This window comes from Haloarcula sp. NS06, assembly GCF_051122755.1.
Lineage (GTDB): Archaea > Halobacteriota > Halobacteria > Halobacteriales > Haloarculaceae > Haloarcula.
The window spans coordinates 2,150,461-2,163,549 of sequence record NZ_CP184844.1 but is presented as its reverse complement, the minus strand read 5'-3'; the positions used below and the strand labels follow the sequence as shown (position 1 = coordinate 2,163,549).

Genomic DNA, 13,089 nt, shown 5'->3' with positions numbered 1-13,089 from the left:
GGTCAGTCCCACATGAAACTCGCCGGTATGGCCAGTAACCGTGGCCGAAATCTCATGAACATCGCGGACCGCGCCCCAGGCGGGGCGGAGTTCGCCGTCGTTCTGACTAACGACGCGGATGCGCCGGTACTCGAAGCAGCCGCCGAGCGCGGCATCCCGACCGAAGTCGTCGAGCGCGATGCGGACGAGTCGCGCCAGTCCCACGAAGAGCGTGTTCTCGACGCCCTTTCGGAGTACGACTTCGACCTCGTCACGCTGGACGGCTACATGCGCGTCCTCAGCGAGACGTTCCTCGAAGGGACACCGACCGCGTTGAACGTCCATCCGAGTCTCCTGCCGAATTTCACCGGAGCGAACGCCCACGAGCAGGTCCTCGACGCCGGCGTGAAGGTGACGGGCTGTACCGTCCACGTCCTTGATGAGAGCGTCGACGGCGGTCCCATCGTCACACAGGAGCCAATCCCCGTCTTCGAGGACGACGACGAGGACAGCCTCAAGGAGCGCGTCCTCTATGAAGGTGAGTTCACCGCCTACCCGCGCGTCATCGAGTGGTTCGCCGAGGACCGCGTCACCATCGACTGGGATGAAGGGACGGTTTCGGTAGAAGGCGATGAGGGCGGCGACTTCCCTGCCCGCCGCATCGTCTCGGATGACTTGGCATCGAGTCTGCGTTACGGGGAGAACCCCCATCAGAACGCCGCGCTGTACACCGACACGACTGTTTCGGAGGCCAGCGTCGTCCACGCCGACCAGCTCAACGAGGGCGCGAAGGCGCTGTCGTACAACAACTACAACGACGCCGACGGCGCGTTGAACCTCATCAAGGAGTTCGAGGAGCCAGCCGCCGCAGTCATCAAACACACTAACCCGGCCGGCTGTGCGACTGCTGACACCGTGGCTGACGCCTACGAGAAGGCGCTGTCGACGGACCCGATGAGCGCCTTCGGCGGTATCGTCGCGCTGAACCGCGAGTGCGACGCCGCCACCGCCGAGCAGATCATCGACTCCTTCAAGGAAGTCGTCGTCGCGCCCGGCTACACCGACGCCGCGCTCGATGTGCTGTTCGAGAAGGACAATCTCCGCGTTCTCGATGTGAACGAGAACTTCGAGGTCACCGACAGCCTGACCGAGAAGCCCCTCGTCGGGGGCCGGCTGGTGCAGGAACGGGACACCCAACACCTGTCGGCCGACGATCTGGAAGTCGTCACCGAGCGCGACCCGACCGACGAGCAGATCAAGTCGATGCTGTTCGCCTGGCACACGCTCAAACACGTCAAGTCCAACGGCATCCTCTTCGCCGACGGGACGGAAACAGTCGGCATCGGCATGGGGCAAGTGTCCCGCGTCGACGCCGTCCGACTGGCCGCGATGAAAGCCGATGAACACGCCGAAGGGAAGGACGCCGAGGGCGCTGTGATGGCCTCGGACGCCTTCTTCCCGTTTCCGGACGGTATCGAGGAGGCTGCCGACGCCGGTATCGAAGCTGTCATCCAGCCCGGCGGCTCGAAGAACGACGAGAGCGTCATCGAGGCCGCGGACGAACACGACATCGCGATGGTGTTCACCGGCCAGCGGTCGTTCAGACACGACTGAGTAATAGCGAAGGATGTCTGAACCTCGATAGAGTGTAGCAACCTGTCGGTTTTCAGACATGGTAGCTGCGGGCTTCTCTACGGCGCTACTCAGCAACAACCAAAGAAGTTTGACACCGGATACCGAATCAGCGGACCGATGGCAGATAATGAAGACAGAGAGGAGGCTGTCCGCGACGCTGTGGACGTCTCTCGAAGCGGTGCGCCGGCGGGTGGGAGTGTCATCCGGGACCGGTTCTCCGCTGACGAGATATTCCAGCGCATCATCGTCGCGGCAGATGAGGAGGTAACAGTTGGGACCCGCGAACTGTTCTTCGCCGGGATCGCGGGTGGGTTCGCTATCACTGTGACGTTCATGCTGTACGCGTCGCTGTATGCGAAAACCGGTGGCGACCCGATATTGAGCGCGCTCCTGTATCCGCTCGGGTTCGTTTTCATCATTCTCGGGGATTACCAACTCTACACCGAAAACACGCTCCCGCCTGTCGCGCTCGTCCTCGAGCGGCTGGCGAGTCTCCCGTCGCTGCTTCGCATCTGGGGCGTCGTTCTGGTGTCGAATGTCTTCGGCGGGATGCTCGGGGCGCTCGCACTGGCGACGACCGATGTCCTTTCCGATGACGCAGCGGCGGCTGCCGCCGGCTTCGCCCAGAAAGCAATCGAGACATCGCAGCTAGCGCTGTTCTCGAAGGCAGTGTTCGCCGGGCTCATCGTCGCCGGCGTCGTCTGGGTCGATTACTCGCTGCGGGACAGCATCTCGCGGCTCGTGTTGATATACATCTCCTTCTTGGCGATCCCGTTCGGAAACCTCTACCACGTCGTTGTCTCCGCGACAGAGATGTTCTATCTGGTTTTCATCGGTGAGCTGGCGCTGTCTGTTGGCCTCTGGCAGTTCGTTCTGCCGGTACTCTTGGGCAACTCTGTCGGTGGCGTCGTCCTCGTGACCGTCGTCAACTACTTCCATACGACCGAACGGCGGCTCGAAACGGCGCGGGACGAAGGACCCAAGCGCCAGCTCACTCTCCGAGAGTGGGTCTGGGGCGGGTGGTCCGCTTCCGGGCGCTCGTACGTCCCTGCGACTGACGAGGTTCCCAGAACTGATCCGGAGTCACGAGAGAAAGAGCGCTGACACAAACCATTTCAACGCCCTCCGGCTATCGTTGGTGTGAACTGGGTGAGAGATAACCGACTCCTGCTTCTGTTTGCCGCCGTCGTTCTGACGACACTGGGGACCGTCGGGGTTGGGATCGTCGGCGTTGTCGCGACACTCGGGGCGCTACTCGGTGGCGGGGCGGTTGTCCAGACGTTTGCCACGTTCTTGCTTGGGACATTTTTGCTCGTGGGCGTCGACATCGTCTTCGCTGTCGCGCTGGTCCGTGCGCTGGCCCGACGAGCGTCGGTGCCGAAAAGCCAGCGCGTCGCCGATGGGCTTTCGCGTCTCGAATCCATCGTTCCGCCGCTGGCGTCACTTGGGCTCTCCGATGTGTTCGCGCCGCCGGAGCCGACAGTTGAGGAGCGACACGAGGCGCTGACGCGTCGGTACGTCGACGGGGAACTCTCAGAGGCCGAATACGAGCGAGAACTGCAGGCGCTTCTCGGCGAGAATGAGGTGTCGAATACAGAACGGCTCGATGACAACATTGAGACTGACCTGTCGCGGACCACGACAACTGACACCGAGTACGAACCCGCCCGGGAATAGCACTGAGCGGGTTTTACATGGTCGCCGGACGACAGGTCACATATGGACGCACCCACATTTCTCGAAGTCGAGGTGGAGCGGGACGCCGTCGCCTCGGTGCTTGACACCGTTCCCGGTGTCGCTGTCGTCGACGACGCCACTGCTGCCCCATCACCGGGACCGGCAGGGCCGGATGACACAGAAGATTCCGGTCCCAGTCTCACGGACCGTCTCGGGTCACTGTGGCGACAGTGGGGGCTGCTCGGCACGGGACTGTCGCTTATCACGCTCGGCGCGGCTACAGCCGGGCTCTGGTGGTACCGTCGCCGCAACGCTGACGAAACCGATGTCGATAGTACCGACGAGTACGCGTCGGAATGGGCCACTGAAGGCCCGGATGAGATGCCACCACCGGCAGAGCCAACTGTTGACACACCATCGCCAACCGATACGGAGTTCGAGCCGACAGCAGCGGTAGAAGAGGCCGAGGACACGCAGACTTCGGAGACCCGGGAAACAACGCTGGCCGCAGATCGGTCACGGACTGAGTCCGGGCAGCGACAGCAGGACAGCGAGGCCGGGCACCGACGCCAGAACACTGGGAGAGATGCCGAGGCGGCTAGCGTCACCGGGTCTGAGATGGCGGCGGAGACACTGGAACAGGAGGAGACAGAGCACGATGCAACAGATACGGATGAACGGCCGGAAGCGAAAATCGACCCGGCACCGCTGCTTGGTGCCGCGTTCCTGATTCTGTCGAGCGCGCTCGGTCGGTGGGCCACGCGCGACCGGAGCGACCAGGCGTAGTTGTCACCGGTAGTGGCGATAGGTAACAGTAGTTGCTAATATAGTTTCTCTCTTCAGCTGTAGAGGTGAAATGCCCGCTCAGTGAGCCTGCAGACTGAACGACTGATAAAATGAACCGAAACACCTGTCAGATATGAATAAAACTCTATCGTATGACCGAGACTGCCGCCAGACAGAAGGACATTATGGTTATGATTATCGGCCTCCAGCTCAGTATCATCGGAGCCGCTATTGACGAATTAATTTTTCTCCTCGCTGTTGGCCCACTGTTCACCTTCGCAGTGTACACGAACGAACTTAGGCGGAGATGATAGATTTTGCACCTGCACTGACCGATACAGCCATTTCAGTTTCAGAGAGGTAGCTGAATACAGAAACCGGATTACCAGCTACTGGTAAGGAAACGGGCGTTCGGGGCGTCTTCACTCCGGAGACACACAACAGTTCGACAGGCTAAAGCGAGCGGCTCTGATAGCCCGACCATGGAGTTCCACGAGGCCGCGAACTTCCTCTTCGAGTTGCGCCGGTTCGCCCCGCGAGCCGGCACTGATGCCACGCAGGACCTGCTATCGTCGCTCGGTGACCCACAGGAGGGCCTTCGCTGCGTCCAGATTGCGGGGTCCAACGGGAAGGGGTCCACCGCGCGGATGGTCGAACGAACGTTGCGGGAAGCCGGTCTCGATGTCGGACTGTACACGTCGCCACATCTCGACGACGTGCGCGAGCGGATCCGTATCAACGGCCGGAAGCTCTCCGAAGCCGCCCTCGTTGAGTTCGTCGAGTCGGTCCGGTCGTACGTGACCGAACAGGGCGCGGCCAACGACTCGCCCACTTTCTTCGAGACGATGACCGCGATGGCACTGTGGGAGTTCGCCCGACAGGACGTCGACGTGGCGGTGCTGGAAGTCGGTATCGGCGGCCGATACGACGCTACGAGCGTGGTCGATCCGGTCGCCAGCGCTGTCACGTCTGTGACGCTCGAACACACTCACATTCTCGGCGATACTGTCGAGGAAATCGCCCACGACAAGGCCCACGTCGCCCCAGACGACACTCCGCTGGTGACCGGGACGACTGGCGACGCGCTCGCCGCCGTCCGCGATGTCGCTGACGAGGTGGTGACTGTCGGCGAGGGCGACGACGCCGACGTGACGGCCATGTACGGCGGTCGCGAGGGGCTGGAGGGGTCAGTCTCGGTCGACGGCCCCGACTGGAGTGTCGATACCTATCTCCCGCTTCTGGGCGCACATCAGGCACAGAACGCCGGAATCGCCGCCACGCTATGCCAGCAAGTCGCGGATGTCTCACAGACGAATCTTGAACGCGGCCTGCGAAACGCCCATTGGCCCGGTCGGTTCGAGGTGATGAACGAGTCGCCGCTGGTCGTCCTCGACGGTGCTCACAATCCCGGAAGCATCGAACGCACCGCGGAGACACTGTCCTCGTTCGACTACGACGACCTCCACGTCGTTATCGGCGCGATGGTGGACAAGGACCACGAACGCATCGCCACGGCGCTGCCGGACCCGGACCACGTCGTCGCCTGTCAGCCAAACGTCGACCGGGCAGAGTCCCATCACGTCGTCGCGGCTGCGGTAGAGAACGCGACCGACGCCACAGTTGAGACGTGTAGCGACGTTACAGGGGCGCTCGATATCGCACTCGACGCCGCAGAGTCCGGTGATGCGGTCCTCGTGGTGGGGTCGCTGTACGCCGTGCGGGAGGCCCGGACTAACTGGTCGCGGTCGCTGGTCCCCAAACAGGTCGACTCGCTGGCCGAGGCCCGCGAGGCCATCGAGAGCGCCCACGTCACCGCGGCCGGGGCCCAGCGGATGCGGGGGAAGGGCGTCCACCGCGTCCTGCACACTCGCGTCCAGCCGCGACAGGCCCAGTATCTCAAGGAGGAACTGCTATCGCTGGGCGGCGAATGTGCGATTTCAGGCCTGAGCGGGCAGGACGAGGAGGCCATCGATGTGGTCACGATGGCGACGATGGCCCAGTACAAACGCCTCGCGGAGAAACTTGACGGCCAGCCCTACGGACTCGCTTCGTTCGCCGACGAACTACGGACGGCACTGTCTATCCAGCAGCCAGAGCCCGACACGTCGACGACGTATCCCTGGGACGACGGGACAGCCGTCATGGGCATCTGCAACATCACCCCGGACTCCTTCCACGACGGCGGCGAGTACAACGCCGTCGAGGACGCCGTCGCCCGCGCCGAGCGGATGGTCGAAGCGGGTGCGGACATCCTCGATATCGGCGGGGAGTCGACCCGCCCCGGTGCCGAACCGGTCCCGGCTGAGGAGGAAATCGACCGCGTCGTCCCGGTTATCGAGCGGCTGTCGGAGCTAGATGTCGCCATCTCCGTCGACACGCGGAAAGCCCCTGTCGCGCGGGCGGCACTCGATGCTGGCGCGGACATCCTGAACGACGTCTCCGGCCTCGAAGACCCCGAAATGCGCCTCGTCGCCGCCGAGTACGACGTGCCGGTGGTTGTGATGCATTCCATCGAGACACCAGTCGACCCCGACAGCGACATCCACTACGACGACGTAGTCGAGGACTGCATCGACCAACTGACGGAGCGCGTCTTGCTCGCTGAAAAGGCCGGACTTGACCGCGACCAGATTATCGTCGACCCCGGCGTTGGCTTCGGGAAATCGCCCACGGAAGATTTCGAACTGCTCGACCGCCTCTCGGAGTTCGAGGCACTCGGCTGCCCGATTCTGGTTGGGCACTCCCACAAGTCACTGTTCGGGCTGGTCGGGCAGGAGGCGGGCGACTGTCTGGAGGCAACCATCGCCGGGACGACGCTGGCGGCCGAGCGAGGGGCCGACATCGTTCGTGTCCACGACGTCCCGGAGAACGTTGCCGCCGTTCGCGTCGCCGAGGCAGCCCGCGATCCACAGAAGTTCGAGGACTGATTCTGACTGCTAAACAGGCGGCCGGATAATCGACAGACGTGACCGCCAACCCGAAATATTTGGCCACCCTTTTTATATTTCTCAATGGTGAGAATCAGGGGCGAACATATAACCCCTATGTCGGTTGACTCTTCTCCATGGCATTCCAGAGCGAGAGTACGGGCTCTCGGAAACGCATCACTAAATCTGACAGGTCTGGCGTCGACGGCGGGACGCTGACCGATCGCATTGGACTTGACACCAGAGAGATACACTGGCGGAAGGATTTTACTGGATTTGACGAGTCTGACGCCGACAATCTCACCGCGATGGCAGATGAGACGAACGCCCGGGCGGAATCTGTCGTCGACGACTTCTACGATCACCTCCAGTCGTTCGACGAGACTGTCGAGATTTTTGGGCGATCCACCAAGTCAGTCGACCAGCTGAAAAACACGCAGTCACAGTACCTCCGGGACCTCGTCGCCGGGACCTACGACAAACAGTACTTCGAGAATCGGGCCCGTATCGGGAAGATTCACGATATGCTCGACCTCGGGCCGAAGATCTATCTCGGGGCCTACACCATCTATTTCGAACACTTCCTGCGGACAATCGTCGAAGACCTGCAATCGGGCGACGCTGCCCGGGACGAAGCGCTCGAAGAAATGCAGTCGCGGGCGCTGTCAGTGTTCAAACTGTTGAACCTCGACCAGCAGGTCGCGATGGACACCTACATCGACTCATACAGTCAGCGACTTGAATCAGCAATCGATGACCAACAAGCGCTGATGGAGGGGGTCGAGAGCGGACTGCAGGGGCCTATCGACGAACTGAGCACCTCAGCCGAAGAGGTCGCGCAGACGAACCAGCAGATCAACGCCGCTGCCGAGAGCCAGTCCGAGTCAATGGACGAAGTGGCGGGCGAGGTTGCGGATATGAGCGCGACAATCGAAGAGATCGCCTCGACCGCCGAAGAGGTCGCAAGTACTAGCACATCGGCCGAACAGAAGGCTGAACGCGGGAACGAAGCCGCACAGCAGGCCGCGACTATGATGAATGAGGTCGACGACGCCGTCGACACGGTTTCGGCTGATATCGCGGGCCTGCAGGAGCAAGCCGACGAAATCGATGACATCGTCGAAGTGATAAACGACATCGCTGACCAGACCAATATGCTCGCGCTGAACGCCTCCATCGAGGCCGCACGTGCCGGCGAAGCGGGCGATGGGTTTGCTGTTGTCGCCGACGAAATCAAGACGCTCGCGGGCGATTCACAGGAACACGCGAACCAGATCGAAGACACCGTCACGGAGATTCAGGACGAGACTGTCGATGCCGTCGAGAGCCTCGAAACCGTGACTGAGCAGGTGACGGAGGGTATCGATCAGGTCGAGACGGCAGCTGAACGACTCGAAGAGATCGTTTCGGCGGTCAACGAGGCGTCACAGGGCATTCAGGAAGTCTCTGCGGCGACCGACGACCAAGCGGCGTCGACAGAAGCGGTCGCCAGCATGGTCGACGAACTGTCGAGCGGGATCGACGATATATCGGCACAACTCGACGACCTCGCGGCGACGAACGAGAAGCAGACGGAGAAGATTCAGGACGTAGCCGAAACCGCGCGTCGACTCGACACAGATACGGCGTAACTTCGATTCCCAGCCAGCTACGTAGTGCGAGGTGTGAGCGCGGGGTGTACCCGCTCACACACCACCCAAAGAGCTATTCTGGTCAGTCGAGAGCACCGCGTATGAACCGACGCGACATCGTCCGCGAGGGCTACGACGATATCGCCGCGGCATACGCAGCCCAGCGTGACGGCGAGGGTCGCGAGCGCGATCTGGTCGCGGGCCTCGCGGATCGGCTACCTGCCGAGAGTCGGGTCCTCGATGCCGGCTGTGGCGCTGGGACGCCAGCGATGGACGTTCTCGAAACCGATCACACCGTCACAGGGCTAGATCTCTCTCGCGAGCAGCTACAGATGGCAGGCGAACGGCTCCCCGGATCGCGGCTCTGTCAGGGAGATCTGGCAGCGCTGCCGTTCCCGGCAGACACGTTCGACGCGGTCGTCTCACTGCACGCGGTCATCCACGTCCCACGAGCGGAACACGCCGGCGTCTTCGCCGAGTTTGAGCGCGTGCTCAAACCGGGCGGTCGACTACTGGCCGCGCTGGGCGACGAACAATGGGAAGGCCACAACGAGGACTGGCTGGGGACCGATACCGAGATGGCCTGGAGCTTCCATGGCCGCGAGCGCAATCGCGAGCTACTGACCGAGGCCGGCTTCTCCGTCATCGACGTCGAGACCGTCGACGATGAACTCGGTGGGGTTTTCGCGTTTTTCCAGGCGCGAGCGTAGCCCCATCCCTGCTCACTCTGTCTTTGCCGGTGGCTCGACAGCCTCGGCCTCTGTCTCGGTCACGCGGATGCCCTTCGAAGCGAGGTGGCGCATCTGGCGGCGGACGAAGTCCTCCTCCGTCGTCCCTCGCGTCGCGAGAATGACCATCCGGGCGTCGCCGGCAGGGCGCATCGTCCGCCCGGCCCGCTGTGCGCCCTGCCGACGGGACCCACCCAGTCCAGAGGCGACGAGCGCGAGTTCGGCGTCCGGCAGGTCGATCCCCTCGTCGCCGACGCGAGAGACGACCAGCGTGTTCAGTTCGCCACGGCGGAACTCGTCGAACAGCTTCTCCCGGCGGGCGTGTGGCGTCTCGCCGCTGATAAACGGCGCATCGATGGCCTCGCTAATAGCCTCACCTTGGTCGAGATACTCGATGAACACCAGTGCCTTTGCGGCCGGGTTCTCGGCCAGCGCATAGCGTATCTCGTCGATCTTCCCGGTGTTGCTGGCGGCGGCCTGCCGGCGGTCGTGGCCCGAGGTGGAACTGTACTCGGACTGTTCCGTCTCGTTCCCCCACGGAACAAGGCGGATTTCGACCTCCGGTTCGGCGACGTAACCCTCGTCGAACAACTTGCCCCAGTCCGTCCCGATAGGTGGGCCGATGAGCGTGAATATCTCCTCCTCGTCGTCGCTCTCTCTGGTCGGTGTGGCGGTAAGCCCCAGTCGGTGTTTGGTCTGGAGGTCCGCGCTCCGACGGTGAATCGGCGACGGGACGTGGTGGACCTCATCGAAGACGATGAGGCCCCACTTGCGCTGGTCGAATAGCTTCCGGTGTCGGTCCATCCCAGCAGTACGGTAGGTGGCGATGGTAACGGGGCGGATAGACTTCTCGCCGCCGTGGTACTCGCCGATGTCGTCGTCGGTCAGCGAGGTGTGCCGGACCAGTTCGTCGTGCCACTGAGTCGCGAGTTCCCGCGAGGGGACGAGAATCAGCGTTTCGCCGCTGATAGCGGCCATCGCACCCATCGCGGCGACAGTCTTGCCTGAACCGGGCGGGCCGACGAACACGCCCGAGCCCTGTTCGGTGAATCGTTCCACCCAGTCCTGCTGGTAGTCCCGCAGGCGCAGGCGAAGGTCCATGTCGATGGCGTCGCCCGTTTCGAGGTCGCGGTCGTCCCGGACCGGATAGCCTGCCTCGTACAGCGTGCGCTTGATTTCGGCGGTGGCGTCCTCATTGACCCACGACTCCGAGTCCGAGATGGGGGCTCGGAGGTGGTCATCGTCGAGTTTCGGCCGGGCGACGTTGCCCATCAGGTCGTCGCTTTCGGCTTCGAGTACGACATACCCGTCCTCGTGGGTCTTCAGGCGGAATTTCCGGGCGCGTTCCCACTGGCTCGTCACCCACTCTTCGAGGTGTGGCGAGCGCTCGCCCAGCACGTCCCGCATCGTCGTCAGAAGGTCGTCTAAGGACTCGTGGGGCGCGGCCCAGATGTCCTCCTCGCGGAGTTCGTACACGTACCCGCCCGAACGGTTGGTGTCCTGCAAGCGGGCGAACTGTGAGAGCTGTGCTCGTGTGAACTGTTCGGGGTGTTCGACGACGACCTCCCGCCGGTCGGGAAACAGAACTACACGCTCGCGGTCGGTCACTTCGGCGATGTCTGTCGGATACCACACGGACTCGACCTCGGAAACGTCCTGGCGCTCGATGTCGCCGTCGTCGGCGAGACGCTCCAGTTCTGCCCGCGCCTCGTCGGGTGTCAGGTCCGTCTTTCGGGAGAACTCTGTCGCCGTCAGGTGCGGACGACCGACGGCGTCGATAGCGTCGTAGACGGCGTCGAGTTCGAGTTCCGGGGTGGAGTCAGAGTCGTCGTCTCGGTCGGCTGGCTCCTCGTCTGTCACTACCGAATGGAGGGGACCGACGCTCAAACGGGTTTCGTCTGGACCATCCCTGATGCGGGTGTGAATACATACCTTAATATAGCGCCACCTAGACCTGCCGGCATGGTTGAGGGAATCGCGGCTGGACCGTGGTCAATCGTTCCAGCGCTCGTCGCAATCGGTCTCGCCTGGTACACCCGAGACGCGCTTATCGGACTGTTCGTGGGTATCGTCATCACAGGCATGCTGGTCGGCGCATTACACCCCCAAGCAGTCGGGGTCCCGTCGGACCTGATCACCGCTGGCGGCGAGGTGGCGACCGTCCAGCCACAGGCCGAGGACGGGAGTCCCTGGACGGTCGGTCTTGGTGGCATCGTGCTTGGCGGCATTTTCGGCCTGAAGCTCGTTCCAGATATAATTGCCACGGCCCCGCTATTCGGAGAGTGGTACGTCAAGAACGTCTTGCTCGCCATCTTCGCCATCGGCGGGCTGATCGGACTGATGATTCGAGCTGGTGCGATTCAGGGTGTGCTGGAGGCGCTGGTGGCACGGGCCGACTCCGCCGCAGACGCCGAGAAGGCTGCGTTTCTGGCCGGTATCTCCATCCACATTGACGACTACTTCAACTGCCTCGTGGTCGGCTCAATGATGCGACCGCTGACCGACAAGTTCGACGTGTCACGGGCCAAGCTGGCCTACTACGTCGACTCAGCGGGGTCGCCGGCGTCCCGGCTCGCGTTCTACTCGACCTGGGGAGCGGCGATGGTCGGCTTCATCGGAGGTGGCCTCGTTGAGGCACAGCGTCAGGGAACGCTGCCGTCGGGGATGACGAACTTCGTGAACACCGGCGGCGAGCAGGTCACCGCGGCAACCGGCGCCGTCTGGCCGCTGTTTTTCAACACGCTGTTTACCGGCTTTTACTCATGGATCGCGCTTGGACTCGCTGGCCTCGTCGCGTGGCAGGTCGTGCCAAACATCTACGGGATGGGAACAGAGGAGTCCCGAGCGAGAAACGAAGGGAAGGTCGTCGGCGACGACGCCGATCCGATGATATCTGCGGAGATGGACGAATACGAGATGTCCGAAACCGCCACACCGGACTGGCGGAACTTCGCCTGGCCGATCCTCACCATGATCGTCGTCGGCCTCGGCGCGATGTTCTGGCGGGCCAGCCCCGTTATCTACGTCAAAGGGAAGGAAGGGATGGGGGCCACACTGCTCCAACTCGGCAGTTGGCAGCTAATCACGCCGCCGAGCGGTCCCTGGGCGTTCAACATCGGTGGCGTCCAGCTCGGTCTCGCCTCGTTCTCAGCACTTATCGTCGGCTTCCTGCTGTATCGCTGGAAGGGCGACATCCCGTCGAACGACGACGCCACCGATGCGATGATGGTCGGTTTCAAGGGCATCCTCCTGGCTGCTGTCATCCTGATGTTCGCCAGTTCCATCCAGAACGCAGTGACGATACTCGGTGTCTCGTCGTTCGTGACGAACGTCTTCGGCGGCGTGCCGGCGTTCATCATCCCAGTCGGCATCTTCCTCGTGACCTCTTTTGTCAGCTTCTCCGATGGGTCGTCGTGGTCGACCTACGGCATCATGTTCCCCATCGCCATCCCGCTGGCGTTCTCGACGGGCGCGAACCTCCCGCTCGTCCTCGGCGCGGTGTTCAGCGGCGGCATCTTCGGTGACCACACATCGCCCATCAGCGACACGACCGTGCTGGCCTCCTCGACGAGCGGCAGCGATCACATGGTCCACGTCAGGAGTCAAGCCCCCTACGCCCTCATCGCGGCGGGTATCGCAGCCGTGCTGTTCCTTGTGTTCGGGCTGGTGCTCCCCGAAGGGTTCCGCGTCATCCCGTACTGACTGACGGCGCGTTTCTGCTCGCCG

The 13,089-nt window shown here is 62.7% G+C and carries 10 protein-coding genes; 9 read left to right on the top strand and 1 reads right to left on the bottom strand.

All coding sequences use genetic code 11. The annotated features are described in order from the left end of the window. Positions 1 to 12 precede the first annotated feature (12 nt). From purH to ACODNH_RS15025, 8 genes are all read left to right on the top strand, one after another. Complete coding sequence (gene purH, locus ACODNH_RS15060; RefSeq protein WP_306705534.1) at positions 13 to 1,593, top strand: bifunctional phosphoribosylaminoimidazolecarboxamide formyltransferase/IMP cyclohydrolase; 1,581 nt, start codon at positions 13 to 15, stop codon at positions 1,591 to 1,593. Between the two features lie 138 nt (positions 1,594 to 1,731). Beyond that, entirely contained in the window at positions 1,732 to 2,718 is a 987-nt protein-coding gene (locus tag ACODNH_RS15055) for a formate/nitrite transporter family protein (RefSeq protein ID WP_306705533.1), read from the top strand. Between the two features lie 36 nt (positions 2,719 to 2,754). Beyond that, the gene (locus ACODNH_RS15050; protein WP_306705531.1) at positions 2,755 to 3,291 is read left to right on the top strand and encodes a hypothetical protein; all 537 of its coding nucleotides are present in this window, start codon (positions 2,755 to 2,757) and stop codon (positions 3,289 to 3,291) included. A gap of 42 nt (positions 3,292 to 3,333) precedes the next feature. Beyond that, a complete protein-coding gene (locus tag ACODNH_RS15045; RefSeq protein ID WP_306705529.1) occupies positions 3,334 to 4,077 on the top strand; it encodes a hypothetical protein in 744 nt (247 codons plus the stop codon). A gap of 152 nt (positions 4,078 to 4,229) precedes the next feature. Then, positions 4,230 to 4,388 carry a hypothetical protein gene (locus ACODNH_RS15040; RefSeq protein ID WP_306705527.1) on the top strand — a complete coding sequence of 53 codons (159 nt, stop codon included), beginning with the start codon at positions 4,230 to 4,232 and terminating at the stop codon, positions 4,386 to 4,388. 171 nt (positions 4,389 to 4,559) lie between these two features. Next, positions 4,560 to 7,004, top strand: a complete 2,445-nt coding sequence (gene folP / locus ACODNH_RS15035) for a dihydropteroate synthase (protein WP_306705525.1) — start codon at positions 4,560 to 4,562, stop codon at positions 7,002 to 7,004. 137 nt (positions 7,005 to 7,141) lie between these two features. Continuing rightward, positions 7,142 to 8,635, top strand: a complete 1,494-nt coding sequence (locus ACODNH_RS15030) for a globin-coupled sensor protein (RefSeq protein WP_306705522.1) — start codon at positions 7,142 to 7,144, stop codon at positions 8,633 to 8,635. A gap of 101 nt (positions 8,636 to 8,736) precedes the next feature. Next, complete coding sequence (locus ACODNH_RS15025; protein WP_306705520.1) at positions 8,737 to 9,345, top strand: class I SAM-dependent methyltransferase; 609 nt, start codon at positions 8,737 to 8,739, stop codon at positions 9,343 to 9,345. Between the two features lie 12 nt (positions 9,346 to 9,357). Here the strand turns inward: ACODNH_RS15025 and ACODNH_RS15020 are convergent, their stop codons facing one another. Next, the gene (locus ACODNH_RS15020; RefSeq protein WP_306705518.1) at positions 9,358 to 11,223 is read right to left on the bottom strand and encodes a DEAD/DEAH box helicase; all 1,866 of its coding nucleotides are present in this window, start codon (positions 11,221 to 11,223) and stop codon (positions 9,358 to 9,360) included. Between the two features lie 102 nt (positions 11,224 to 11,325). Between ACODNH_RS15020 and ACODNH_RS15015 the strand changes: the two genes are divergently transcribed. Continuing rightward, complete coding sequence (locus ACODNH_RS15015) at positions 11,326 to 13,065, top strand: Na+/H+ antiporter NhaC family protein (RefSeq protein ID WP_306705516.1); 1,740 nt, start codon at positions 11,326 to 11,328, stop codon at positions 13,063 to 13,065. Positions 13,066 to 13,089: the final 24 nt, after the last annotated feature.